This window comes from Brucella pecoris (assembly GCF_006376675.1).
Taxonomy (GTDB): domain Bacteria; phylum Pseudomonadota; class Alphaproteobacteria; order Rhizobiales; family Rhizobiaceae; genus Brucella; species Brucella pecoris.
The window spans coordinates 148,286-173,023 of the sequence record NZ_VEWK01000006.1; the positions used below are offsets into that span (position 1 = coordinate 148,286).

Consider the following 24,738-nt stretch of genomic DNA (forward strand, 5'->3'; position numbering starts at 1 on the left):
TGGGTATAGCGATGGAACTGCGTCATCTGCGTTATTTTCTGGCGGTAGCCGAAGAGGGCAATTTTACCCGCGCGGCTGCGAAGCTCGGGATCGGCCAGCCGCCGCTCAGCCAGCAGATACGCGATCTCGAAAACGAGATTGGTGTAGCGCTGTTTCATCGCGTGCCGCATGGCGCAGAGCTGACCACAGCAGGCACGGCTTTTCTTGGTGAGGCGAAGGCTTCGCTTGCTGCCGCTGAGAAGGCGAGGCTGGCGGCGCAAGGCGCCGCGCGGGGAGAAACCGGCAGGCTCGCTCTGGGTTTTACCGCATCGTCTGCATTCAATCCCACCGTTAGCGGTACGATCCGTAAGTTTCGGGCCAAATGGCCCGATGTCCGGCTGACCCTGACTGAGATGAACAGTCATCTTCTCATGGAAAAGCTGGTCAGGGGAGAAGTGGATGCTGCCTTTATTCGGCCCGGTCTGGAGAATCCCAAGGATGTGCGCATGAAGCGGCTGGCTGATGAGCCGATGCTGATCGCCCTGCCGAGCCATCATCCGCTTGCGGTTCACCCGAAGCTGCCGATTGCGGCCTTGGCAAACGAGGCATTTGTGCTTTTCCCGCGCATTGTGGGGCTCAGCCTTTATGACGATGTGGTTGAGGCTTGCCGGAATGCGGGCTTTGAAATGATCGTGGCGCAGGAAGCACCGCAGATGCCGTTCGTCGTCAATCTTGTGGCCGCTGATCTGGGGGTCTCGATTGTTCCCGCTGCAATTGCGCAGATCAAACTGGCCGGAGTGACTTACCGTCCTATCGAAGGCGAACCTCTCCTGGCGCGACTGGGGCTGGTTTCGATGAAAAGCAATCGGTCCCCGCTTATCGATAACCTGATAAGCTTGTTGCCGGATCCGTAATCGTAGTCGCGAAAAGTGTGGCGTCGGCGAGCACAGCCGCCCTTGTCCAGAAGGATGTGTAAAAGAAGACACTCACCATCAAGAATATTGCGGATAGGGACACGTCATACGTTGCAGTTCTTTTGGATGTAACTATGGTGACGGCAGAACCTATATGAGTACACTGACCGTTTCATGGTAGAATACCCGCGATGCGGGGCGGGTTTCTCGTCCCTTAAGATCAGCCGTCGGAAGGCCCTGGGCCTTCTGGCGGCTTTGGCTTTCACCCAAAGGGCCCGTGCCAATCCGGCGCTGCGCATAGCAGCCATCGACTGGGCGATGCTCGAAACGGCGATGGCGCTTGGCGTCACGCCGATTGCCGCAACGGAACTGATCCAGTTTCGCAAAGATGCTGTCGAACCCGCCATCCCGGAATCTGTCACTGATTTAGGTCTTCGAGGCTCGCCGAATTTCGAACTCCTCTATCTTTTGAAGCCCGATCTCATTTTGAGTTCGCCGTTCTACACCCGGCATGAGCCCGCGCTGACGGCCATCGCGCCGGTTTTGTCCCTGCCGTTTTATGTGCAGGGAGAACCGCCTTACCAGAAGGCGCTTGCGGCGGTATCGGAACTGGGCCGCAAACTGGGGCTTGAAGCGAAAGCCGAAGCCGTTTTGCGCGAGCAGGAGTTCTTTCTCGCCCAAACCGCGGATGCATTAATGCCTTTTGCCGATCGTCCGACATATCTGGTCAATATCGGCGATGCGCGCCATTTTCGTGCCTTCGGCGATGACAGCATGTTCGGCGATATTGTGTCGAGGCTAGGACTTCCCAATGCGTGGACGGACCATTCGCGCTTTACGTTTGCAGCTCCGGTGCCGCTGGAAACGCTTGCAGAAAAGCCGGAGGCGCGGATCGTCATTATTTCCGATATTCCGGTCGAAGCGCGCAACAGCCTTCGCAATAGCCTGATCTGGCGCTCGCTCCAGCCCGTCCGTGACGGGCGCGTTCATCTGTTGGGTAACGTCAATCCTTATGGCGGCATCACTGCCGGGTTGCGCTTCGCACGCCTTTTGAAAAATGCCCTGCTGGAACAGCCGGAGGGTAGCCGGTGACGCAAAGGAAATTTGCCGTTGCGGCTGTGATAGGAATCGTGGTCGCATTTGCGCTCTGTCTCTGGAATGCAAGCGCTTTTCTGCCATTCGCACAATGGCCGTCGGTTCCGTTCAATCCAGATGGCATGAATACGCAGCAGGTTATTTTTGCCTATGCAGTGCTGCCGCGTGCCGCTGTCGCAATCTTTGCCGGTGCTGCCCTGGGGCTCGCCGGTGCGCTTCTGCAGAGACTCTTGAGCAATCCGATTGCCGATCCATCGACGCTTGGCGTTTCGTCCGGCGCGCAGCTTGCCATCGTCACGGCGACATTGTTTTTCCCGGCGATGCTCGATGAGTTTCGCTGGGCTGTGGCGCTTGCGGGGGCCGGGCTGGCGACCGCTATCGTCTTTCTGCTCGGATGGCGAAGCCGTCTCGAGCCGGTGACGATAGTAATCTCTGGCCTGCTTGTCGGCGTAACTTGCAGTGCTGTTTCCGCCGCCTTGACGCTCTCGCAAGGCGAGTATCTGATGTCGCTGGTGACATGGAATGGCGGTTCGCTCAGCCAGCAGGATTGGTCCGCAGCAAAAGTGCTGGCGGTGCAGTTTTTGTTAGGTCTGGTTGCGGCGATCATGTTGAGCCGCCCGCTAACGCTGGTGGGGCTTGGTGATAGCAGCGCGCGGGCGCTCGGCGTGCCGCTGGCATGGCTACGTGTTGCGGTCGTGGTGGTTGTTGTGGCGTTGACCGCAGGTGTTGCTGCGAATGTCGGGCTTGTCAGTTTCATCGGCCTTGCCGCACCCGCAATCGTGCGGGGGCTTGGCGTTCGCAAGCCCGGTACGGTGTTGGTTGCGGCACCCCTCGCTGGCGCAATTCTGCTCTGGCTATGCGACGGCGGTGTGCAATTGCTCGGTTCCAGTCTCGGTGAGACATTCCCGACCGGTGCGGTGACGGCTTTGATCGGTGGACCGCTCCTTTTGTGGCTGATCCCCCGTGTTCGCTCTTCCGCGTCGGCTGGAGGCAGCTCAGCCATATTCGCGCGTGCTTCGGTCACCAAAGCAATACTGTTGCCGGCATTGCTCGCGGTTGCAGCTTTCCTAACGCTTTCTCTCGTGCAGACTCCCGATGGCTGGTCATTGTTGACGGGCCCGGATTTTGCCGAACTTCTGCCTCTGCGCTGGCCGCGTCTGCTGGCAGCAGCGGCTGCCGGAAGTCTGCTGGCTATGGCAGGGGCCATTCTCCAGCGCCTGACCGGCAATCCGCTGGCAAGCCCGGAAGTCGTCGGCGTCAGCGGTGGCGCGGGTATCGGTTTCGCGATTGCTCTGACAATCTTTGCCGCACCGAACAATTTTCAATTATTGCTGTGTGCTGCGATCGGCGCATTTACGGCGATGGTCGTCGTCCTCAGTTTTGCAAGCCAGAGGCATCTTTCGCCCAATCGTCTTCTGCTGGTGGGCATTTCCGTTAGCTCATTCGCGTCTGCCGTACTGAGTGTTTTTCTCGCCATTGGCGATCAACGCTCATGGCAAATTCTCGCTTGGCTCGGTGGTTCGTCGGCGTCCGCAACGCCTGATACGGCCATTTTTCTAGCAGTTTTGAGTGTCTGTATTACGCTCGTGGCACTGCTCTTGTCGCGCTGGCTGACGATTCTGCCACTTGGTCAGACGATCCCGGTGGCGTTGGGGCTTCCGGTTGGCGTGGCCCGTGTGTCGACCATCGTGGTCGCATGTATTGCAAGCGCTGCCGCCTCGCTGCTCGTCGGCCCGTTGAGTTTCGTTGGCCTGATGGCGCCACATATGACGCGGCGCATGGGGTTCGACCGTGCAGCAAGCCACGTGCTGGCATCAGCAGTCCTCGGTGCGTTGTTGATGACCATAGCTGACCTTGGCGCGCGCAATGCGACATTCCCCTATGAACTGCCTCTTGGTCTTTTCGCGGCGCTTGTGGGGGCGCCGTATCTCGCCTGGGCCTTGGGGCGCAAAGGATAGGCTGAGCGTCGTGCCAGCGTTGACCGTCACCTTCGGACATGTATGATGCCTGTTGCGGCGACATACCTGGGAGGGGACGCTGCTTTCCATCCATAGGATAACCGTTGACAAGGGCTGACGCCTGCAAGCTGAACGGTCGAATTTTGCCCTATCCCGTCCGAATGGAGATTTTTCGTGAAACGACTTCTGATTACCGGTGCTGCGGGTGGACTGGGGCGCGTGATGCGCGAAAAACTGGTCGGGCAGGCCGAGCTACTGCGCCTTTCCGACGTTGCCGATCTGGGCAAAGCCAAACCCAATGAAGAGCTTGTTCAATGCGACCTCGGCGATCTGGACGCGGTCATGGGTCTCGTCGAGGGCTGTGACGGTATTCTGCATCTCGGCGGCATTTCAACCGAGGCGTCTTTCAGCAAGATACTCAACGCGAATATCGTCGGGATGTATAATCTCTACGAGGCTGCGCGAGCGCACGGCCATCCGCGCATTATTTTCGCCAGCTCAAATCACACGATCGGCTTTTATCGGCAGGACGAGCATATCGACGCAACGGTGCCCACGCGACCCGACGGTCTTTACGGCGTTTCTAAATGCTTCGGTGAGTCCATCGCCAGCCTGTATCACGACAAGTTCGGGCAGGAGACGGCAATCGTCCGCATAGGCTCCTGTTTCGAAGAGCCGCGCAATCATCGCATGCTCTCGACCTGGATGTCGTATGACGATTTTGCCAGCCTAATTGAGTGTGTTTTCCGGGCGCCGATGCTGGGATGCCCGGTGATCTGGGGTGTTTCGAACAATGATTCGATGTGGTGGGACAACAGTTCGGCCCGTTTTCTCGGCTGGCATCCAAAGGACAATGCCGAGCGTTTCCGGGCCGGGCTCGAGAAGACAACACCGCGACCAGCGCCGGATTCCGCACTCGCTGTTTATCAGGGCGGAACATTTGTCGATGAACCGATCCATTAGGACGATTGATCGAGAGCTGCCTGTCAATAGAGGGAAGCCTTGCATGAACGGGGCTTCTCCGGTTTGATGATGGGATAGAATGCATATTTTGCTTTACGTACCTCAAAACGAAAGCTAAGCTTTTATTGTGACGCTTTGGGAGGAGTTCACGTGCAGCCAGAACTATCGGTGACAGCATCGGGAAAGAGCACATTTAAGAAACGCCAGACGCGGCAGTTCGCTGTTGGCGGTTGCCTATGAGTGCGCCCGAAAAAGATGACAGGCCTGCACTGCTGGAGGCTGTGTCGCTTTCCAAATCATTCGGTCCCGTCCAGGTTCTGAAGAATATTGATCTGCGCATTTTCGGCGGCGAAGTTCATGCGATCATCGGCGAGAACGGCGCTGGAAAATCGACGCTGATGAAGCTGCTCGCAGGCAATGAGCGCCCTACGAGTGGGGAAATCCGCATCGACGGCAGGCCTGTGTCCTTCTCGGGACCGGTGGAGGCCGAAGCGCAGGGCATCGTGCTGGTGCATCAGGAAATTCTCCTCGCACCCGATCTGACTGTCGCACAGAATATTTATCTCGGTCGCGAGCTCAACCGTGGACTGGTCGTCGACGACAAGTCGATGCGCGAAGGTGCACGCAAGGCTATACGCGATCTCGGTGCCGATATCGACCCCGATGCGGTCGTAGGCACCCTGTCGATTGCGCAGCGCCAACTGGTCCAGATTGCCCGCGTGCTGCTGGTGCCGCATCGTGTGGTGATTTTCGACGAGCCGACCGCTTCGCTGACACCGTTCGAGACGGAAGCGCTGCTGAAAGTCATTCGCGATATTCGCGCGAAGGGTGTCGCTGTTCTCTACATCTCGCACCGCCTGCCGGAAGTGAAGGAAATATCCGATCGTGTGACTGTGCTTCGCGACGGCAAGCTTGTTTCAGCGCATCTGTCTTCGGAATTGCAGCCTTCCGACATGGCCCGCCTGATGGTCGGTCGCGATGTTGCAAAGCTTTATCCTGACCGCGCAAGCAGGCATGACAACGCTGCCATTCTTGAAATCGATAACTTCAGCGTCCCCGGCTATGTGCAGAATGCGAGCTTCCATCTGAACCGGGGCGAGATACTCGGCTTTGCCGGTCTGGTCGGCGCGGGACGCACGGAACTGATGGAAGGCATTGTCGGGCTGCGCCCCGGCAAGGGGAACGCGCGCCACAATGGCAGGCCGGTTCATTTCCGCAATGCGCATGAAAGCCAGAAGGCGGGGATTGTTTATCTCAGCGAAGACCGGAAGGGCAAAGGGCTGCTTCTGTCCAAGGATCTGGGCGTCAATCTGACGCTCGCTTCGCTGAAGAAATTCGTCAGTGGCCTGCAGATCGACCGTAACCGGGAGCGCACCGCGCTCGATGATGCAATTCGCGAGTTCGATATCCGCACCGGTCGCAAGGATATTCTGGCGGGCCAGCTTTCGGGAGGCAACCAGCAAAAGCTTCTGCTTGCCAAGATGATGATGCTCGATCCGTCCATCGTCATCATCGATGAACCGACACGTGGCATCGATGTCGGCACGAAGGAGCAAATCTACCAGTTCATCGCCAATCTGGCGGATGAGGGAAAGTCGATCATTGTCGTTTCGTCGGAAATGCCGGAGCTGATCGGTATCTGCGACCGCATCGTCGTGATGCGGGAAGGGCGGGTTGCCGGTGAGGTAATAGGCGACCGTATGACCGAACATGACATCGTCGTGCTTGCAACCGGCGTTGAAGCCGAAAATGCCGCATAAAAACAATAAAGTGGGAAGTAGATGACACAGGTTGCGACCGATAAAAGCTCAGTGGCGAGGACGTCCAAGGATTGGGATCTGCGGGCAGTTGCCCCGTTCATAGCGCTCGCCTTGCTGCTTGTTCTGGGCACGATTGCCAACCCGAACTTCATAAGCATCGATAACCTTCTCAACGTCGCAACGCGGAGCGCTTTCATCGCCATTATCGCGCTCGGTGCTACCTATGTGATCTCGTCCGGCGGGCTGGACCTGTCCGTGGGTGCAATGGTGGCATTCGTCGCCAGTATCATGATCCTCTTCATGAATAGCGGGGTGATTGCCGATCCGGTGATGATGCTGATTGCCGCCGTGATGCTGGCGCTGATCGTCGGAGCGGCCTGCGGCCTGTTGAACGGCTTGATAACGACGGTTGGCGGCATTGAGCCTTTTATCGCTACGCTCGGCACGATGGGCATCTATCGTGGTCTCACTACGTGGCTGTCACAGGGTGGTGCGATCACCTTGCGCAACCCGGACATTCAGACGCTTTATCGCCCGGCTTATTTCGGTTCCATTCTTGGCGTGCCGGTGCCGGTTATCGTGATCTTTGTGACGGCGGCACTTGCGGCGTTCGTCCTCTATCGGACACGCTATGGCCGCCATGTCATCGCGGTGGGATCGAACGAAGACGTGGCGCGCTATTCCGGTATTTCGGTCAAGAAGGTGCGCACTATCGCCTTCATCATTCAGGGCCTTTGCGTCGCCGTTGCCGTGCTTCTCTATGTGCCCCGGCTCGGTTCGACCTCGGCCACGACCGGCCTGATGTGGGAACTGCAAGCGATTACCGCCGTCGTTGTTGGCGGAACAGCTTTACGCGGCGGGGTGGGCCGTATCTGGGGCACAATCTGCGGCGCGTTCATTCTGGAGATCATCGGAAACATCATGATCCTGTCAAACTTCGTCAGCGAGTATCTGCTCGGAGCTATTCAGGGCGCGATCATCATTATCGCCATGCTGGTGCAGCGTTCGCTGTCGCGGCGATAGAGCATGTCTCCCAAAAGCAGGAACGGGCTTTTGAAGACATGCTTGATACAAGGAAAAAACGGAGTGATCAGCGCTCCGGTTTTGCGAGGTTGGCGGGATTGGTGGGGCGATTCCAGCCAGAGAGGAATGAGAGCCCCGCGTTTACTGGGAGGAAGACTATGCGAGGGAATTTGATGAAGCTTGCTTTCGCCGCTTTGACGGCGGGTGCGCTTGCCTTTGGCAGCGCAGCAAGCGCACAGGACAAGAAAGTAACGATCGGCGTGTCGATCCCGGCTGCCGATCATGGCTGGACGGCAGGCGTCGTTTATCACGCCGAACGCGTGGCGAAGCTTCTGATGGCAGAGCATCCGGGCCTCAACGTCATCGTCAAGACGTCGCCCGATGCGGCATCGCAGGCCAATGCGTTGCAGGATCTGGCCGTACAGGGCCTCGACGGGCTGGTCGTTCTGCCGACTGATCCCGATCCACTCGTCAACGCCATCAAGGAAATCAAGGACAAGGGAACCTTTGTCGCTCTGGTCGACCGTGCGCCGAGCAGCAACGACAATTCCATCCGCGATCTCTATGTGGCCGGTAACAACCCGGCGCTCGGACAGGTGGCTGGCGAATATATCAAGAAGACCACGCCCGATGCGCAGGTCGTCATTATTCGTGGTCTGCCGATCCCGATCGATCAGCAGCGTCAGGACGGTTTCGACAAGGGCATTGAAGGTTCCAACGTGAAGGTTCTGGATCGCCAGTACGGCAACTGGAACCGCGATGATGCTTTCCGCGTCATGCAGGACTTCCTGACCAAATATCCGAAGATCGATGTGGTCTGGGCACAGGATGATGACATGCTTGTCGGCGTTCTCGAAGCCATCAAGCAGGCAAACCGCAGCGACATTCAGTATGTCGTGGGCGGCGCAGGCTCCAAGGACATGATCAAGAAGGTGATGGATGGCGACAAGCTTGTGCCGGTTGATGTGCTCTATCCGCCAGCAATGGTTTCGACGGCTATGGAACTCGCCGCCGGTCATTTCTATGACCAGATTCCAGTGAGCGGCAGTTACATCCTCGACGCAACGCTCGTCACCAAGGACAATGCGAAGGATTTCTATTTCCCGGATTCGCCGTTCTAAGGTGCTTGAATACCGTGCGCCTGCGTGAGCCGGCGCACGGCTTTTCTTTTCATTCCCGATATGCAGCGCCAAGCGCGCTCTCAAATTGCTCGATGCCGGTTGATGGCGGGGTCCGAGCATATTCAGGAGAAATTTGATGAAGACGATCAAGGGGCCCGGGATTTTTCTTGGGCAGTTCGCAGGCGATGAAGCGCCGTTCAACACATGGGATGGCATCACCAAATGGGCTGCCGAAAAAGGCTATGCCGGGGTGCAGGTTCCGACATGGGCGAGCCAACTGATCGATCTGAAAAAGGCTTCTGAATCGAAGGATTATTGCGACGAATTCGCCGGCGTAGCACGCCAGAACGGTGTCGAAGTCACGGAGCTCTCGACCCACTTGCAGGGCCAGCTCGTTGCGGTGCATCCCGCCTATGACGAAGCTTTCGACGGTTTCGCGGTGCCGGAAGTGCGTGGCAATCCCAAGGCGCGCCAGCAATGGGCCGTCGAGCAGGTAAAGATGGCGATCCGCGCGTCGCGTAATCTCGGTATCGGCGCGCATGCGACCTTCTCAGGTGCGCTGGCCTGGCCGTTTGTCTACCCGTGGCCGCAGCGTCCTGCCGGTCTGGTGGAAACGGCGTTCGAGGAACTTGCCCGACGCTGGAAGCCGATCCTTGATCATGCCGACGAACACGGCGTCGATATCTGCTATGAAATCCATCCGGGCGAAGATCTGCACGATGGCGTGACCTTCGAGATGTTTCTGGAGCAGGTCGAAAATCACCCGCGGGCCAACATGCTTTACGACCCGTCGCATTATGTCCTGCAGTGCCTCGATTATCTCGACAATATCGACATCTACAAGGACCGCATCAAGATGTTCCACGTCAAGGATGCGGAATTCAATCCGACGGGACGGCAAGGCGTTTATGGCGGCTATCAGGGCTGGGTCAACCGTGCAGGCCGCTTCCGCTCGCTCGGTGACGGGCAGGTGGATTTCGGCGCAGTATTCTCCAAGATGGCCGCGAACGACTTTGACGGCTGGGCTGTGGTCGAATGGGAATGCGCCCTGAAGCATCCTGAAGATGGAGCGCGCGAAGGTGCCGAATTCGTCAAGGCGCATATCATCCGCGTCACCGACAAGGCATTTGACGATTTCGCAGCCGGCGGCACCGATGACGCCGCCAATCGCCGTATGCTCGGCCTGTAAGGTATAGGGATCGATATGACCATCGAAGCTAAAACCACGGAAACAGCAGCTCCCCGTATCCGCCTCGGCATGGTGGGCGGTGGCGCAGGTGCGTTTATCGGTGGCGTTCACCGTATGGCGGCGCGGCTCGACAACCGGTTTGAACTGGTGGCAGGCGCTTTGTCGTCATCTGCGGAAAAGGCGCAGGCCTCGGGGCGTGAACTGGGGCTGGCCGAAGATCGCATCTATTCCAGCTACAAGGACATGGCCATTCGTGAGGCGCGGTTGAAAAACGGTATCGAAGCCGTTTCCATTGTGACGCCGAACCACGTTCATTGTGAAGCCGCCAAGGAGTTTCTGCGACGCGGCATCCACGTCATCTGCGACAAGCCGCTGACCTCGACACTTGCCGATGCGAAGAAGTTGAAAAAGGTCGCCGATGAAAGCGGTGCCTTGTTTGTTCTGACGCATAATTACACCGGCTATCCGATGGTGCGGCAGGCGCGCGAGATGATCGCTAATGGCGATCTTGGCGATCTTCGTGTCGTACAGGTGGAATATGCGCAGGACTGGCTGACCGAGGCGGTGGAAGCGACAGGTGCCAAGGGCGCTGTCTGGCGCACTGATCCGGCGCAATCGGGACTAGGCGGCGCGACTGGCGATATTGGCACGCACGCGTTCAATCTCGCCTCGTTCGTGACCGGCCTGATGCTCGACAGCCTTGCGGCTGATCTCGACAGTTTTGTCGAGGGACGTCGCTTGGACGACAACGCCCATGTGATGCTGCGTTTTGCGGGTGGCGCGAAGGGCATGCTCTGGTGCAGTCAGGTTGCGCCCGGTAATGAAAATGCGCTGCGCCTGCGCATCTATGGCACCAAGGGCGGCATTGAATGGGCGCAGGAAGACCCGAACTATCTCTGGTTCACGCCTTTTGGCGAGCAAAAGCGGCTCATCACGCGGGGCGGAGCCGGTACTAGCTCTGCGAGCGCCCGCGTGACCCGCGTACCGGCGGGACACCCGGAAGGTTATCTGGAAGCTTTTGCCACGATTTATTCGGAAGCAGCCAATGCGATCGAAGCCCACCGCAACGGCAAAAAGCCGGATAGTGCCGTGATCTATCCGACCGTCGATGACGGGCTGAAGGGCGTTGCTTTCATCGATGCCTGCGTGCGCTCTTCACAGAAGAATGGCGGCTGGATCAAGCTTTAGAAATTGACATGGATTAAAAGAAAGGGCGCCAGTGGCGCCCTTTTTTCTCGCCGCTTTGCCGGGTCAAACGTAACGATTGACGATGTTTTCGAGATATTCCTGACGGCCGGATTTCGGCTGCGGATTGATGTCCTTCGCTTCGACTTCAGCGGTAATCTGATCCAGCGAAAGACCGGTCAAAAGCTTCTTGCCGAAATCGCCATTCCAGCCCGCATAACGCTCGTCAAGCGGCTTGGACAATGCGCCGTCTTCGAGCATTCCGGCGGCTGCTTTCAGCCCACGCGCGCAGCAATCCATGCCGCCGATATGGCCGATCAGCAGATCCTGCGGATCGAGCGATTGACGGCGCAGCTTGGCGTCGAAGTTCGTGCCGCCGGTCGTGAAGCCGCCTGCAAGCAGAACCTGATAATAGGCGAGCGCCATTTCCGGCACATTGTTCGGGAACTGGTCCGTATCCCAGCCTGACTGATAGTCATTGCGGTTCATGTCGATGGAACCGAAAATGCCGAGTGCACGGGCAAGCGCCAGTTCATGTTCAAACGAGTGACCGGCCAGAATGGCGTGACCCTGCTCGATATTGAGCTTTACCTCGTTTTCGAGGCCATAGCGCTTCAAGAAGCCATAGACCGTCGCGACGTCGTAATCATATTGGTGCTTGGTTGGCTCCTGCGGCTTCGGTTCGATCAGGATCGTGCCCTTGAAGCCGATCTTGTGCTTGTATTCCACCACCAGATTGAGGAATCGCCCCATTTGGTCGAGTTCGCGCCCAAGATCGGTATTGAGCAGCGTTTCATAGCCTTCGCGACCGCCCCAGAGCACGTAATTCTCACCACCGAGCCGTTTCGTCGCGTCGATGCAGCTTTTCACGGTCGCTGCCGCAAAGGCGAAAACATCTGGATCGGGATTGGTTGCGGCTCCGCCCATATAGCGGCGGTTGGAGAACAGGTTTGCTGTGCCCCAGAGAAGCTTTACGCCGGTTTCGGCCTGTTTCTTCTCGAAAATATCGACGATTTCGTTGAGATAGCGCGTGTTTTCCGCAAAGTTGCGTCCCTCGGGCCGCACATCGGCATCGTGGAAGCAATAATAGGGCGCGCCAAGCAGGGAGAAGAACTCGAAAGCCACATCGGCCTTGAGCTTTGCCGCATCCAGCTCGTTGGAATACCACGGACGGTCGAAGGTGCGTCCGCCGAACGGGTCGCCACCCTCCCAGGCAAAACTGTGCCAGTAGGCGACAGCAAAGCGCAAGTGGTCTTCCATGCGCTTGCCCAGTACGATTTCATCCGGTTTATAGTGGCGGAAAGCCAGCGGGTTGTCGCTGTCCGGCCCCTCATACTTAACCTTTTGAATATCGCCGAAAAATCCGGTGCTCATTGTGTCCTCCCGTTCGAATGTCGTCATGTCTGATTGTTTGCGGCAAAATCACTAACCGGCGAGGGCGTGAAGTGCCGGATAAAGGGCGTGATAGCGTTGATAGGCTTCTTCATAGGCCGGGAGCAGGGCGGTTTCCGGCTCTATCGTTCGTTCCGTGCGCGGCGGTGTGCAGACGGCAAATGGATCGGCGCCCGTAGCGGCGATGAGGCCCAGTCGGGCGGCACCAAAAGCGCCACCGAAGTCGCCTTCCTCCGGCAAAGCAACAGGCACATTCAAAGCGGTTGCGATTGCCTTCAGCCAATAGGTGGAGCGTGAACCGCCGCCGACGGCGGTCAGCGACTTGATATCGGTGCCAGCCGATTGCAGCGCGGCGAGGTTATCGCGGATCGCGAAGGCGACGCCTTCGAGCACGGCTTGCGTCAATGCCGGCTGATCCGATTCATGCTCAAGACCCGAAAACACACCACGTATCTTCGCATCATTATACGGGGTGCGTTCGCCCGACAGATAGGGCAGGAACGTCGCGCTGCCCGGTGCATTCAGCGTGTCGCCGAGTGCCTTATCGAGCTCGTGTGCCGTTTTGCCAACAAGCCGTGCATACCAGTCAAGCGCACTTGCTGCGGACAGGATGACACCCATCTGGTGCCATGTGTCGGGCAGGGCGTGGCAGAAGGCATGAACAGCACTTTCAGGCTTCGGCTGATAGGAGCCGTTCGCCGCGAAGAGTACGCCCGAGGTGCCAAGCGAAACGAAGGCGTGGCCCGGTTTGACTGTACCCATGCCGCAGGCCGAAGCCGCATTGTCGCCAGCGCCGCCCGCCACGACCGGCTGACCGGCAATGCCCCATTCGGCGGCAAGTTCGGTCCGTAGCTGCCCGGTTGCGTCTGTGCCTTCAGCGAGACGCGGCATCTGGCTTTCATCGAGGCCGGTCTTGTCCAGAAGTTCGCGCGACCAGCGGCGTGCGCCGGTGTCGAGCCAGCTTGTGCCCGCCGAATCCGACATATCGGAGACATATTCGCCAGTCAGCCAGAGGCGCAGGTAGTCCTTCGGCAGCAGTACCTTGCGCATACGCGCAAAATTATCGGGTTCGTTATTGGCAACCCATACGAGTTTGGGTGCGGTAAAGCCGGGGAAGACGATATTGCCGGTTATGGCACGAAATGCCGGATCAGCATCGAGCTGGGCGGCCTCGCGATAGCTGCGGGTGTCGTTCCAGAGAATACAAGGGCGAAGCACTCGGTCCTGCTCATCCAGCAGGGTAGCCCCATGCATCTGGCCGGAGAGGCCGATACCGACAATCGCCGAAAACTCGTTTGGGTGGGCAGAGCGCAGGCCATCAATTGCCGTGCGGCAGGCCTTGATCCACTGGGCAGGATCCTGTTCGCTCCAGCCCGGATGGGGGCGCGAAACGTCCAGTTCGCCATGGGCTGAGCCGATGACCGTCTGCCTGTCATCGATCAACAGCGCCTTGACACCGGATGTTCCTAGATCGAGCCCGAGATACATATTTGCTCCTGTTGGAAAGGCGTTGTCACCCGCGCGTCAGTCGAAGTGCGGCAGGTTGTCTTTGAGAAAAATTTCGATGCGGATGTGTTCCTGTCCCGGAACGATCGCCAGACGATCCGCAGACGCTTTCAGAACCCGGATGGCGCTGCGGATTTCATGGCCCGCATCCTGCGCCAGCACCGCATGGATGATGCCATCTGTCAGCGCTTTCGAGGTCACGCTGTCGCGTTCATGCGCGATGACGAGCGGTCGATTGTCGCCGTGCTTTGCGAGCGCCTTCACTAGGCCGCTATTGCCCGCGCCAAGGCTGTAAATTCCGGCGATGTCATTTCGCTCGTCAAGTAGCTTGCCGACAAGCTTTTCCACACGCGGGCCTTCATCGAAGCCTTCCAGCACGGGCAATATCTCGCGTCCGGGAAAGTCTGCTTTCATGGCCGTTGCAAAGCCGTCGAAACGCTCCTGATGATCGCGGACTTTCAACGAACCGGCGACGACCGCAAGCGCGCCGTCCGTTCCGTTGGCAAAGAGCCCCAGAAGTCGCGCTGCCGTGCGCCCGGCTGCACCGTTATCCACGCCGATATAATGCGTCCGTGTGGAATGTCCGAGATCGGATACAAGCGTGACGGCGTGAATGCCGTTCTCGCCCAGCCGCGCACAGGCTTCACGCACGGGATCGGTATCGACCGCCACGAAGGCTACGCCGTCTGGCTTGCGCATGGCGCACTCATCCAGCGCTGCGACAAGTGCTGCTTCATCGAAGGCGGGGACAAGAACGACATTGACCAGAATACGCTCGGCCAAGGCCCGTTCAGTCGCGGATTGCAGTTCCGCGCGCAGGCTCAGCATGAAGGTATTTTCATTGTCCGGCAAAATAAAATCGAACTGATAAAGCCTGCCACGTGCAAGGTTGGCGGCACCCACATCGCGCACATAGCCGAGCGTGTTCATCGCGGCCATAACCCGGTCGCGCGTCTTCGCTCTGACACCGGGACGTTCGTTCAGCACACGGTCAACCGTGGCAAGACTGACGCCCGCTGTTCTGGCTATATCATGGACTGTGGGTTTCATTTTCGCTCCTCGACGCGGACCATAGGATCAAAAATGAGGTACGTAAATCAAAAAATGCTTGCTATTCATTTTTCTTCACGTATCAATGGTTCCCGAGGATGGGGCGGTGTGTCTTTTGCATACTGTCCCGATGGAGTGATCTTGGCGCAAAACGCCTTTGGGAGGATCAGCCATTCAAGGAATAAATAGCTCCAAAGTGGGCTGTTTTGTCGTGCCGAACTCCGGGGGCGGAATACGTTCGGGGGCGCGGTTTGGTATCAACCGGTAGCGAGCCGGTGTTGTTTGGAGGAGATTTGCATGAAACGTCGTAATTTTCTAACCGGCGCGCTGGTTGCCGCGGCTTTGGGCATTGGCGCCATGGCGTCCACGCCGGTCTATGCTTCGCCGGAAAATCCGGTGATCGGCTTTTCCATCGACGATCTTCGCGTCGAGCGCTGGGCGCGTGACCGCGACTATTTCATTGAAGCGGCAGAGAAACTGGGCGCCAAGGTCAATGTGCAGTCGGCTGACGGTAACGAGGAAAAGCAGGTCAAGCAGGTTGAAAACCTGATTGCGCAGGGCGTTGACGCCATCGTCATCGTGCCGATGAACTCCAAGGTTTTCGATGCGGTCGTCGCCGATGCCAAGGCATCCGGCATCAAGGTTCTTTCCTATGATCGGCTGATCCTCAATGCCGATATCGATGCGTATATCTCGTTCGACAATGAGCGCGTCGGCTTCATGCAGGCGGAAGCCGTCCTGAAGGCTAAGCCGGAAGGCAATTATTATCTCCTCGGCGGTTCACCGACGGATAATAACGCCAAGCTTCTCCGCGCCGGTCAGGAAAAGGCTCTGAAGGAAGCTATCGATTCCGGCAAGGTGAAGGTTATTGGCTCGCAGTGGGTGAAGGAGTGGAGCCCGACGGAAGCGCTTTCCATCATGGAAAATGCCTTGACGGCTGCGCAGAACAAGATCGATGCGGTTGTGGCTTCGAATGACGGTACCGCCGGTGGCGCCATTCAGGCACTTGCGGCACAGGGGCTGGCCGGAAAGACCGCTGTTTCCGGACAGGATAGCGACCTTGCTGCCGTCAAGCGTCTGATCGACGGTACGCAGACCGTAACGGTCTACAAGCCGCTGAAGCTCATCGCGTCGGAAGCCGCAAAGCTCACCGTTCAGATGGTCAAGGGCGAAACGCCTGAGTTCAATTCCAAGCTGGACAATGGTGGCAAGCAGGTTGACACGCTTCTGCTGACGCCGACTGCCGTGACTAAGGACAATATCGACATCTACGTTCAGGATGGCTTCTACACCAAGGAGCAGATCTACGGAAAGTAAGCCTTTCCGATGGATATCGCCGGAGCTGGTTCCGGCGATTTAGCCTCGTGTGAATAGTGGGGCCGGAAGTCTGGACATCATGATCCAGCTTCTGGCCTCACCGACTTGTCGATGCTGTCTGTGACAGCGTTGTCCGGAACATTTCCGCCAGAAGATGGTGTGTGGTTTGAAACCGGACGGCTCATTCTGCTGCGTTACTGCAAGGTCATATGCGATGTCCGAATATCTTCTAGAGATGCGCAATATCGGTAAGGACTTCAATGGCGTGAAAGCGCTTGACGGTATTTACCTGAAGGTGCGCGCGGGCGAGTGTGTTGGTCTGTGCGGCGAGAACGGCGCGGGCAAATCCACCCTGATGAAAGTGCTTTCTGGCGTCTATCCGCATGGCACCTGGACTGGCGAGATTTTGTGGGAAGGACAAGAGCTAAAGGCGGCGGGTATTCGCGACACGGAAGCAGCGGGTATCGTCATCATCCATCAGGAACTCATGATGGTGCCGCATCTGTCGGTTGCGGAAAACATCTTTCTGGGATCGGAGCCGACAAGCGGCGGCTTCATCGATTATGACCAGATGAATGCGCGCGCGACGGAACTTCTGGCGCGTCTCAAAATCCACGACATCAATGTCGCGCTTCCGGTCTATCATTATCCGGGCGGCAAGCAGCAGCTTATCGAGATTGCAAAGGCAATCAACAAGAATGCGAAGCTGCTCATTCTGGATGAGCCGACATCAGCGCTGACGGCGTCCGAAACGCGTGTCCTTCTCGACCTCATCAAGGATTTCAAGGCGCAAGGCATGGCCTGCGTCTACATCTCCCACAAGCTGGATGAAGTGGCCGAAATCTCCGATACGGTGACGGTCATTCGCGACGGGACGCATATCGCGACGAAGCGGATGGCGGAGCTTACCACGCCAGCCATTATCACCATGATGGTGGGGCGCGAGATGAAAAACCTGTTTCCGCGCGAGCCGCACGATATTGGCGAGATTATTTTCGAGGCGCGCAATATCAATTGCTGGGATGTGACCAACCCTGATCGCAAGGTGGTCGACAATGTCTCGTTTGCGCTTCGGCGCGGGGAAATCCTCGGCATTGCCGGGCTTGTGGGCGCGGGGCGGACGGAACTGGTGTCCAGCCTGTTCGGTGTCTGGCCCGGAGCACATGAGGGGCAGGTCTTTCTGGAAGGTAAAGAACTGAAAATCCGCACACCGCGCGATGCGGTTCGACAAGGCATCTGCATGGTGCCGGAAGACCGCAAAAAGGATGGCATCCTGCCCATCATGCCGGTTGGGTACAATATGACGGTCTCGGTGCTGGACCGGTTTTCCTTGCGCGGACTGCTGAACAAGGAAGCGGAGCTGGCCACGATCCAGCGTGAAATTCTGCGCCTCAAGGTCAAGACGGCAGACCCAATGCTGGAAATCGCTTCCCTGTCGGGCGGTAATCAGCAGAAGGCAGTGCTTTCGAAGATGATGCTGCCAGACCCCAAGGTGCTCATTCTGGATGAGCCGACACGTGGTGTCGACGTTGGCGCAAAATATGAAATCTACAAATTGATCTTCGCGCTCGCAAAACAGGGCGTTGCTGTGCTGATGGTCTCTTCCGAAATGCCGGAAGTTCTCGGCATCAGCGACCGTGTGCTCGTGATCGGCGAGGGCAGGCTGCGCGGCGATTTCCCCAATGAAAATCTTACGCAGGAGAAGGTGCTTGCTGCCGCAATCGGCAAGCCGATAACCAATGCGGCCTGATCCTCGATTAACTGTTTGTTTTCACGCATTTTCCGAACGCAAAACCGTTTCACGCCTTTGCTGGAAATGCTCTCATTTGGCCGGTGCATGATATGACATTGACGGGTAAAAGCCTTCGAAAATTTCTGGCGGATTATAAGATCGTCGCGCTGCTGATTGTGGTTGCGCTCATCTGGGCATTTTTCGCGATCCTCACCTACGATCCCGAGATGGGGCGCTCGCAGTTCCTGACCGCGCGCAACTTCTCCAATCTCCTGCGCCAGATGGCCATTACGGGAATGCTCGCATCGGCGATGGTGTTCGTCATTGTTGCCGGTGAAATCGACCTTTCGGTCGGCGCGTTGTTAGGGCTTTTGGGCGGCGTCGCCGCTGTTCTCGACGTGATCTACGGATGGCCCTTATGGGCGACGATCAGCACGGTTCTGGTTCTGGGGGTGGCGCTTGGTGCCTTTAACGGATGGCTGACCGCCTATCTCGGGATACCGTCCTTCATCGTCACGCTCGGCGGCCAACTCGTTTTTCGCGGAATCGTGTTGGGCATTATGGGTGGCGTCACCATCGCGCCGATATCGCCGGGGTTTAAATATATCGGGCAGGGTTATCTGCCGGGCTGGCTTGGTAATCTCTGTGCCATTGCGTTGTTCGGTGTGCTTATCCTGATGACGCTGCGCACGCGGGCCAGCAAGCGCAAGCACAATCTCCAGACGCTTTCTTCTGGGATGGAAGTCGCAAGGCTTCTCGGTATCGGTGTCCTGATCCTTGGCTTCATCCTAATCCTCAACAGCTATCAGGGTGTGCCTGTTCCGGTCCTGATCCTGCTGGTGATCCTCGGTGTGTTCACCGTGATCGCAAAACAAACCGTATTTGGTCGCCACATCTATGCAGTCGGCTCGAATACCGAAGCAACCCGCTTTTCCGGCGTGAATGTCAACTTCGTGAAGATGGCGGTCTTCGCGCTTATGGGGCTGATGGCGGCGGTGGCTGGCCTGACGACAACCTCTCGCCTCGCGGCAGGTACGCCATCGGCAGGCATGGGCGGCGAACTCGACGCCATTGCCTCCTGCTTCATCGGCGGCACTTCCATGCGTGGCGGCGTCGGCTCGGTGCTCGGTGCACTGGTTGGCGCGCTCATTATGTCGAGCCTCGACAATGGTATGTCCATGCTGGGCGTCGATACGTTCTGGCAGCAGATCATCAAGGGCAGCATTCTTGTTTTGGCCGTCTATCTCGACATTGTTTCATCCGGTGCGCGGCGGGGATGAGTGAATGCGCATTCATTAGACAAATAAAATATATTGAGCCCTACCAATCAAGATGGCTAAACTGCGGCTATGACGATGCTCAAGGATATTGGCGGTCTGATCGCTCTGACAGCCCGTCTTCTGGCTCGGTTCTGGCCCCAGTTGCTGCTTATCGGCGCACTGGGCTATATCGCCCGCGACCTGCTGCTCGATGCTGCGGTGAGCGCGGGCGGATATTTTCCGCTCGCCGGAATGGTCGTTCTTTCGCTGGTCGTGCTGGTCAAACTTCTTGTTGTTGTGACGATGTTCGCCGTTTTGCGGCCTGGCCTGCCTGCGCTTGCCGCCTTGCGCCAGTCTGCTGCGGGAGGCGCGGCATCCTCGCCCGACAATCGCAAGGCCGATCGTATGCTGATGGCGACCGCAGCCGTCATCCTGCCGTTCTTTGCCTATTACGCTGCATGGGGCTTTCTTGGCGATACGGTCCGTGAATATTCGCGGCTTGCATTCGAGCGCACTGCCTTTGGCGAGAGGATGCATATATTCGACCTTGTGCGCTCCGGTAGTCTGATTGCGGCAATTTTTGTCTGCTGGTTAATCCGCTGGGTTGCCAAGCGCGCTAATGAAAAAGTTCAATCGCCATGGCTGCGGCTGCTCATTGTTGCTGCGGATGCAAGCTGGATATTCATCGGCCTGTTCGCACTAGATAAGTGGAAAGACGATCTGATCCGCTGGATCGGCGCTGGGTCTCTGCTCGACAGTTTCGATGTCAGTGCCACATGGTTTTCGATAAGTGCTTATGCAGCCGAAAATTTTGTACCCGTGGAGTTCCAGCAACCGAGCCTTTGGGTGCAGGCGCAAAATCTGTTCTTCTATGCGCTGTTGCCGATGGTTTGGCTGGTGATGGCTGCAATCATCTACGGCTATGATCTGTCGGCGAAGAAAGCGTCTGTTCCCCTGGCCCCATCACGCCGAACGACCTTCAAGAAATGGTTGAGCGATTTCGTAGCACATTATCTGGGCGGTTATCGCAGTCGCTATCGTCCTGTCTGGACTTGCCTGAAACTGGTCGCCGGAGCAGGACTAGGAACCCTGCTGTCGTTTATCGTTCTCTACCGTGCGATAAGCTGGATTGGTGCGTGGATCTGGTACACTACGACCCATTATCTTGGACCATACGATATCGAAATCTGGCAGCGTATTGCCAATGTTCTGGTTATTTTTATCGGCAGCCCCACGGAGCTTGATGGCGGCATTCTGCTTGATGCAATACGTATTGCACTTCTGGCAGCGGTCCTCGAATATGCGTTGGTGAGCCAGAAGAACAAAGCTATTTCAGAACCAGATGCTCCGGTTGTTTCCCAAGCATAGTGAGCAATAGAGAAAGCTCTCCAGCATTTGCCGGAATAAGGAAGCTCTCGACAAGGCGCACGGGGCCGCTGCCGTTCTCATTGGCGAGATCGTAACATTTCGGCTTGTCGGCGGCTTCCGGTTTCAGTTTTTGGATAGTTTTCTTGGATACATATAATGTCGACCAGCGGCGGCCCTCAGTATCCGTCGCGGTCATGAAGCAGGGGATCGACTGTTTCAATTGATCGGCGTCCTGAATAGTCACTTCCACTTCCGCAAGGACAATGTTTGTCTCCGGCAATGTGCCTGGAAACCTGTCCAGCGCGACCAGTTTCCAATTGCCGCCCCCATAAGCCTGCACGTTGCCGCGCGGCACGACCATCGGCTCTTGCAGCTTCTGCTCGATCCATCGCAACAGACCGCCATCGGAACCGACAAAAGCGGCAAGGGGCAGGGTGATAATCAGGAGAGCAAGGCATATCCAGAAGGATTTCCGCTCGCCAGAAGAGGTCGCTTCACTCATTGGCTGACCTCCAATTGCCATGGCATGATGGCCCCCATGCGTTTGATCGCGATCGACCGGCTGACATTGTCCTGTGCCGTCGAGATCATGCTGATCTGCGCCTGTTCTGAAAGAGGAGTCAGTGAAGATTCGGAAATCAGCAGCTTTCCGCCCGCAATTTGGTCGGGTGGCAACTCGAACACGATCAGCACAGGGCGCGGAATGCCAGGCTCCAGCCGTTCGGAACCGATCATACCCGATGCATTGGTCAGGCGTTTGCTCATGGCGTAACGGATACCGTTCGGCCCGAGCCATTCGACAGACATGAGATTGAGGCTTTCAAGCTTTGCTTTCGCTGCGGCCTCAATGACAAGCCATTCGCCGTCCGTGTTGTAGGTGCGGGTACTTGCGATGCCCGGTGTCGTCAGTTGTCGGGTCCGATGTACATTCGCGACGCCGACAGCAAAACGGCTTGTCTCGGTAGGCTTTCCCTGCTGTCCCTTGATCGACACGGGAGACAAAATTTCGCTGTAATAGGGGGTGGAATGCTGCATGCCATAAAGAGCGGCAATGGCCAGACACAGCATGACTGCGCTTCTGAGCCAACCCATTATCCGTCACCCTCGGTGGATGGCATCTGAACAGGCAATTGGATGACGGCGACAGGATCCCGATCGAGCCATGACGAGGCCCCATAGAGATTATCCCGCTTCTTATAGATTTCACTACCGATGAGGAGACGTACTTCCTGCGGTGGGGGCGTGCCTTGCGGCCATTCCCACGCTACGGTCAACTTTTCCGGCATGCCCGGATTGATGGGACTCGCAATCCATTTGTCCCGGACGATATAGAAGGTCGGATCTGTCAGAGCCGGATTTGGAGGATCGACGGTCAGGAGATTGCGTGACGCATAGGCCGAGGATGCCGAACGATTGTCCAGACTGAGATCAACCATGAGGTATTTTTTGGGTTCATAGGGCTTTACGCCGGTTGGTGGAACAGAGCCGAAGCGCGCGCCGGTCACAGCCACATGCCAGCGTCCGGTGTCGACCGTTTCGCCTGCGCTCACTTCCCGCATGGGTTCGGGATTGGCCGCTTCATAGATTGCAGTTGCGTAGGAGAATACGCTTGCGGCGGCCGTGCCGATACCCGCAATGACGATGGCAGCCAGCCGCTGCCGAAAGCTTCGACGCTGTTCGTCCGCCATGACACCTCCCTCTGTGCTGGCGATTCAAACGACAATCCAAGCCCCCGGTTCCTATAGCACGTCAATGTCCCAACGTCATCTTTCGGCTTAACCTAGATTAATTCTCCTCAACGAACACCTCGTCGCGCTTCTTGCGCACCGATGGAAGCAGCACGACCACGAGAACGGCTGCCGCCAGGGCAAGCAGAGTGGCGCTGATCGGCCGGGTGACGAACGTCGCCGGATCACCGCGAGACAGGATCATGGCGCGACGCAGATGTTCTTCCAGCAATGGACCGAGAACGAAACCCAGCAGCAAGGGAGCGGGTTCGCAACGCAGTTTGGCCAGCAGATAGCCGATGAAGCCGAAGAAGGCGACCGCGAAGAGATCGTAGACATTGGAGTTGACGCTATAAACACCGATTGAACAGAAGGTCATGATAATCGGGAACAACACATAGTAAGGCACGGTAAGGAGCTTCACCCATAGGCCGATCAGCGGCAGATTCAGGATGATAAGCATGAGATTGCCGATCCACATCGACGCGATCACACCCCAGAATAATGCAGGCTGTTCTGTTGCGACATTCGGGCCGGGCACGATACCCTGAATGATCATGGCGCCGATCATCAATGCCATGACCGGATTGGCAGGAATGCCAAGCGTCAGCATGGGAATGAAGGATGTCTGTGCTCCCGCATTATTGGCGGATTCCGGCCCTGCAACACCTGCAATTGCACCCTTGCCGAATTCCTCGGGTGTTTTGGAAATGCGCTTTTCCACCGTGTAGGACGCGAAGGATGCAAGGATGGCCCCGCCGCCGGGCAGAATACCCAGGGCCGAGCCGATGGCGGTTCCACGCAGGATTGGCGCCGTCATACGTTTGAAATCATCTCGCGTCGGCATCAGTCCCGTGACCTTCGCCATCAGCACCTCGCGCGAATGCTCGCTTTCAAGGTTGCGCAGAATTTCGGCGATGCCGAACACACCGACTGCAACAGCGACGAAATTGAGGCCGTCGGCATATTCCGTAATGCCGAGCGTGAAACGTGGTGTGCCGGTATAGATATCGGTGCCGACGAGTCCAAGCAGAAGTCCTAGCACAACCATCGCCAGAGCCTTGATGATCGAACCGTGCGCCAACGCCACGGAGGATACGAGCCCGACGACCATCAAAGAGAAATACTCGGCAGAGCCGAATTTGAGGGCGATTTCCGTGAGAGGGGGAGCGAAGACTGCGACCAGAAAAGTCGAGACAGTGCCGGCAAAGAACGAACCGATTGCCGCGATTGCAAGTGCTGCACCGGCGCGCCCGCGGCGTGCCATCTGATAACCGTCGATGGCCGTCACGGCGGATGAGGATTCTCCCGGCATGTTGATGAGAATTGCAGTCGTCGAGCCGCCATATTGGGCACCGTAATAGATACCCGCAAGCATGATCAGCGCGGAGACCGGGTCACCAATCTGGAACGTGATTGGCAGAAGCATGGCGATGGTTGCCGTGGCGCCGATGCCGGGCAGGACGCCGATCAATGTGCCAAGCAACACGCCGATCAGGCAAAAGCCGAGATTTGCGAGCGTCGATGCAGTCGAGAAACCAAGCGCAAGATTGCTGAAAAGATCCATATCCGCACTCCTTAGAATGGCCACCAGGGCCCGAAACGCTGATATGGCAGCGCGAGCGCATAGCTGAAAACAATGACGGAGAAAACGGTAACCCCAGCGGCCAGAACAAGCGCCGCGATCGGCTTCATACGCATCGAGGCGAAAGAGGCGATGAGGCAGGTGAGGAAAAGTGACGGTACGAAGCCCAGGCCGCGCACGGTCAGGCCGAAGAATATCGGGGCTGGCAGAATGAAGAACAGACCACGCCACGCGATCGGACCTATCGGCTCGCCGGAGACACGGGTCGCCTGTACAAGAATGACCAGTCCAAGCAGGATCAGGACGCCGGACAGGACAAGCGGGAAGTATCCCGGTCCCATGCGCAGTGAGGTGCCAAGGTCCAGACCCAGTGATTGGTAAGCGAAAAAAGCGCCGGTCAACGCGAGAAGCGCACCGCACAATCCGTTGGTCGGATCTATTTTGAATTTACTGGAGGGCTCATTCATGGGCTAATCGTCTTTCGGATTTGCCGTTGAAAGGGCTATGCCGGTGGTCTGGCAAGTGAGGTCAGTCGCGTATTCCATCGGCTGTGACGTTTGCGAGCTGCTGAAGGAGAGACAATGAGGGCATGTCGGATGACCCACCCTGATTGCT

General features: G+C 57.4%; 21 protein-coding genes. 13 read left to right on the forward strand and 8 right to left on the reverse strand.

What is annotated here, in order from left to right; all coding sequences use genetic code 11:
* The first annotated feature begins 11 nt into the window (after nucleotides 1-11).
* The 9 genes from FIB18_RS13155 (at nucleotide 12) to FIB18_RS13195 (ending at nucleotide 11,190) form a co-directional block, all read left to right on the forward strand.
* Complete coding sequence (locus FIB18_RS13155) at nucleotides 12-893, forward strand: LysR family transcriptional regulator (protein ID WP_140021147.1); 882 nt, start codon at nucleotides 12-14, stop codon at nucleotides 891-893.
* A 174-nt stretch (nucleotides 894-1,067) separates the two neighbouring features.
* Nucleotides 1,068-1,985 carry an iron-siderophore ABC transporter substrate-binding protein gene (locus FIB18_RS13160; RefSeq protein ID WP_140021148.1) on the forward strand — a complete coding sequence of 306 codons (918 nt, stop codon included), beginning with the start codon at nucleotides 1,068-1,070 and terminating at the stop codon, nucleotides 1,983-1,985.
* Complete coding sequence (gene fhuB, locus FIB18_RS13165; RefSeq protein ID WP_140021149.1) at nucleotides 1,982-3,946, forward strand: Fe(3+)-hydroxamate ABC transporter permease FhuB; 1,965 nt, start codon at nucleotides 1,982-1,984, stop codon at nucleotides 3,944-3,946. Before FIB18_RS13160 ends, fhuB begins: the two co-directional genes overlap by 4 nt.
* Before the next feature lie 174 nt (nucleotides 3,947-4,120).
* Nucleotides 4,121-4,909, forward strand: coding sequence for an NAD-dependent epimerase/dehydratase family protein (locus tag FIB18_RS13170; RefSeq protein ID WP_140021150.1), 789 nt, complete (start codon nucleotides 4,121-4,123; stop codon nucleotides 4,907-4,909).
* Between the two features lie 236 nt (nucleotides 4,910-5,145).
* The gene (locus FIB18_RS13175; RefSeq protein ID WP_140021151.1) at nucleotides 5,146-6,669 is read left to right on the forward strand and encodes a sugar ABC transporter ATP-binding protein; all 1,524 of its coding nucleotides are present in this window, start codon (nucleotides 5,146-5,148) and stop codon (nucleotides 6,667-6,669) included.
* Nucleotides 6,670-6,690: 21 nt separating this feature from the next.
* Entirely contained in the window at nucleotides 6,691-7,692 is a 1,002-nt protein-coding gene (locus FIB18_RS13180; RefSeq protein WP_140021152.1) for an ABC transporter permease, read from the forward strand.
* Between the two features lie 158 nt (nucleotides 7,693-7,850).
* Nucleotides 7,851-8,813: a substrate-binding domain-containing protein gene (locus FIB18_RS13185; RefSeq protein WP_140021153.1), complete on the forward strand. Its 963-nt coding sequence runs from the start codon at nucleotides 7,851-7,853 to the stop codon at nucleotides 8,811-8,813.
* A 136-nt stretch (nucleotides 8,814-8,949) separates the two neighbouring features.
* Nucleotides 8,950-10,002, forward strand: coding sequence for a sugar phosphate isomerase/epimerase family protein (locus FIB18_RS13190; RefSeq protein WP_140021154.1), 1,053 nt, complete (start codon nucleotides 8,950-8,952; stop codon nucleotides 10,000-10,002).
* 15 nt (nucleotides 10,003-10,017) lie between these two features.
* Complete coding sequence (locus FIB18_RS13195; protein ID WP_140021155.1) at nucleotides 10,018-11,190, forward strand: Gfo/Idh/MocA family protein; 1,173 nt, start codon at nucleotides 10,018-10,020, stop codon at nucleotides 11,188-11,190.
* 63 nt (nucleotides 11,191-11,253) lie between these two features.
* Here FIB18_RS13195 and xylA read toward each other — a convergent pair whose 3' ends face one another.
* From xylA to FIB18_RS13210, 3 genes are read right to left on the reverse strand one after another with little or no spacing between them, the layout of a single operon-like run.
* On the reverse strand, nucleotides 11,254-12,561 hold the full coding sequence (gene xylA, locus FIB18_RS13200) for a xylose isomerase (protein ID WP_140021156.1): 1,308 nt from the start codon (nucleotides 12,559-12,561) through the stop codon (nucleotides 11,254-11,256).
* A gap of 51 nt (nucleotides 12,562-12,612) precedes the next feature.
* A complete protein-coding gene (gene xylB, locus FIB18_RS13205; protein WP_140021157.1) occupies nucleotides 12,613-14,067 on the reverse strand; it encodes a xylulokinase in 1,455 nt (484 codons plus the stop codon).
* A 36-nt stretch (nucleotides 14,068-14,103) separates the two neighbouring features.
* Entirely contained in the window at nucleotides 14,104-15,135 is a 1,032-nt protein-coding gene (locus tag FIB18_RS13210; RefSeq protein WP_140021158.1) for a LacI family DNA-binding transcriptional regulator, read from the reverse strand.
* A gap of 297 nt (nucleotides 15,136-15,432) precedes the next feature.
* On the opposite strand from FIB18_RS13210, the gene xylF reads away from it, so the two are divergent.
* The 4 genes from xylF to FIB18_RS13230 all read left to right on the forward strand — a co-directional run bounded on the left by xylF (nucleotide 15,433) and on the right by FIB18_RS13230 (nucleotide 20,811).
* On the forward strand, nucleotides 15,433-16,452 hold the full coding sequence (gene xylF / locus FIB18_RS13215) for a D-xylose ABC transporter substrate-binding protein (RefSeq protein ID WP_021585501.1): 1,020 nt from the start codon (nucleotides 15,433-15,435) through the stop codon (nucleotides 16,450-16,452).
* Nucleotides 16,453-16,666: 214 nt separating this feature from the next.
* A complete protein-coding gene (locus FIB18_RS13220) occupies nucleotides 16,667-18,202 on the forward strand; it encodes a xylose ABC transporter ATP-binding protein (RefSeq protein WP_140021159.1) in 1,536 nt (511 codons plus the stop codon).
* A gap of 92 nt (nucleotides 18,203-18,294) precedes the next feature.
* Nucleotides 18,295-19,464 (forward strand): sugar ABC transporter permease, encoded by a 1,170-nt coding sequence (locus tag FIB18_RS13225; protein WP_140021160.1) that lies wholly within the window; start codon nucleotides 18,295-18,297, stop codon nucleotides 19,462-19,464.
* 69 nt (nucleotides 19,465-19,533) lie between these two features.
* Nucleotides 19,534-20,811 (forward strand): hypothetical protein, encoded by a 1,278-nt coding sequence (locus tag FIB18_RS13230; protein WP_140021161.1) that lies wholly within the window; start codon nucleotides 19,534-19,536, stop codon nucleotides 20,809-20,811.
* Here FIB18_RS13230 and FIB18_RS13235 read toward each other — a convergent pair.
* The 5 genes from FIB18_RS13235 to FIB18_RS13255 all read right to left on the reverse strand — a co-directional run bounded on the left by FIB18_RS13235 (nucleotide 20,771) and on the right by FIB18_RS13255 (nucleotide 24,590).
* Entirely contained in the window at nucleotides 20,771-21,313 is a 543-nt protein-coding gene (locus tag FIB18_RS13235) for a hypothetical protein (protein ID WP_140021162.1), read from the reverse strand. The two genes, FIB18_RS13230 and FIB18_RS13235, sit on opposite strands and share 41 nt — an antisense overlap.
* Nucleotides 21,310-21,903 (reverse strand): hypothetical protein, encoded by a 594-nt coding sequence (locus FIB18_RS13240; RefSeq protein WP_140021163.1) that lies wholly within the window; start codon nucleotides 21,901-21,903, stop codon nucleotides 21,310-21,312. The genes FIB18_RS13235 and FIB18_RS13240 overlap by 4 nt, the downstream gene beginning before the upstream one ends.
* On the reverse strand, nucleotides 21,903-22,499 hold the full coding sequence (locus FIB18_RS13245; protein ID WP_140021164.1) for a hypothetical protein: 597 nt from the start codon (nucleotides 22,497-22,499) through the stop codon (nucleotides 21,903-21,905). The genes FIB18_RS13240 and FIB18_RS13245 overlap by 1 nt, the downstream gene beginning before the upstream one ends.
* A gap of 97 nt (nucleotides 22,500-22,596) precedes the next feature.
* Nucleotides 22,597-24,105 (reverse strand): tripartite tricarboxylate transporter permease, encoded by a 1,509-nt coding sequence (locus FIB18_RS13250; protein ID WP_140021165.1) that lies wholly within the window; start codon nucleotides 24,103-24,105, stop codon nucleotides 22,597-22,599.
* Between the two features lie 11 nt (nucleotides 24,106-24,116).
* Nucleotides 24,117-24,590, reverse strand: a complete 474-nt coding sequence (locus FIB18_RS13255) for a tripartite tricarboxylate transporter TctB family protein (protein WP_140021166.1) — start codon at nucleotides 24,588-24,590, stop codon at nucleotides 24,117-24,119.
* Nucleotides 24,591-24,738 lie beyond the last annotated feature (148 nt).

Bases quoted from the DNA above. Each gene is read 5' to 3' on its own strand.
- xylB (WP_140021157.1), bottom strand. From the start codon at position 14,067: ATGTATCTCGGGCTCGATCTAGGAACATCCGGTGTCAAGGCGCTGTTG.
- FIB18_RS13155 (WP_140021147.1), top strand. From the start codon at position 12: ATGGAACTGCGTCATCTGCGTTATTTTCTGGCGGTAGCCGAAGAGGGC.
- FIB18_RS13235 (WP_140021162.1), bottom strand. From the start codon at position 21,313: ATGAGTGAAGCGACCTCTTCTGGCGAGCGGAAATCCTTCTGGATATGC.
- FIB18_RS13195 (WP_140021155.1), top strand. From the start codon at position 10,018: ATGACCATCGAAGCTAAAACCACGGAAACAGCAGCTCCCCGTATCCGC.
- FIB18_RS13220 (WP_140021159.1), top strand. From the start codon at position 16,667: ATGTCCGAATATCTTCTAGAGATGCGCAATATCGGTAAGGACTTCAAT.
- FIB18_RS13245 (WP_140021164.1), bottom strand. From the start codon at position 22,499: ATGGCGGACGAACAGCGTCGAAGCTTTCGGCAGCGGCTGGCTGCCATC.
- FIB18_RS13250 (WP_140021165.1), bottom strand. From the start codon at position 24,105: ATGGATCTTTTCAGCAATCTTGCGCTTGGTTTCTCGACTGCATCGACG.
- FIB18_RS13190 (WP_140021154.1), top strand. From the start codon at position 8,950: ATGAAGACGATCAAGGGGCCCGGGATTTTTCTTGGGCAGTTCGCAGGC.
- xylA (WP_140021156.1), bottom strand. From the start codon at position 12,561: ATGAGCACCGGATTTTTCGGCGATATTCAAAAGGTTAAGTATGAGGGG.
- FIB18_RS13175 (WP_140021151.1), top strand. From the start codon at position 5,146: ATGAGTGCGCCCGAAAAAGATGACAGGCCTGCACTGCTGGAGGCTGTG.
- FIB18_RS13255 (WP_140021166.1), bottom strand. From the start codon at position 24,590: ATGAATGAGCCCTCCAGTAAATTCAAAATAGATCCGACCAACGGATTG.
- xylF (WP_021585501.1), top strand. From the start codon at position 15,433: ATGAAACGTCGTAATTTTCTAACCGGCGCGCTGGTTGCCGCGGCTTTG.
- FIB18_RS13210 (WP_140021158.1), bottom strand. From the start codon at position 15,135: ATGAAACCCACAGTCCATGATATAGCCAGAACAGCGGGCGTCAGTCTT.
- FIB18_RS13240 (WP_140021163.1), bottom strand. From the start codon at position 21,903: ATGGGTTGGCTCAGAAGCGCAGTCATGCTGTGTCTGGCCATTGCCGCT.
- FIB18_RS13230 (WP_140021161.1), top strand. From the start codon at position 19,534: ATGACGATGCTCAAGGATATTGGCGGTCTGATCGCTCTGACAGCCCGT.
- FIB18_RS13160 (WP_140021148.1), top strand. From the start codon at position 1,068: ATGGTAGAATACCCGCGATGCGGGGCGGGTTTCTCGTCCCTTAAGATC.
- FIB18_RS13225 (WP_140021160.1), top strand. From the start codon at position 18,295: ATGACATTGACGGGTAAAAGCCTTCGAAAATTTCTGGCGGATTATAAG.
- FIB18_RS13180 (WP_140021152.1), top strand. From the start codon at position 6,691: ATGACACAGGTTGCGACCGATAAAAGCTCAGTGGCGAGGACGTCCAAG.
- FIB18_RS13185 (WP_140021153.1), top strand. From the start codon at position 7,851: ATGCGAGGGAATTTGATGAAGCTTGCTTTCGCCGCTTTGACGGCGGGT.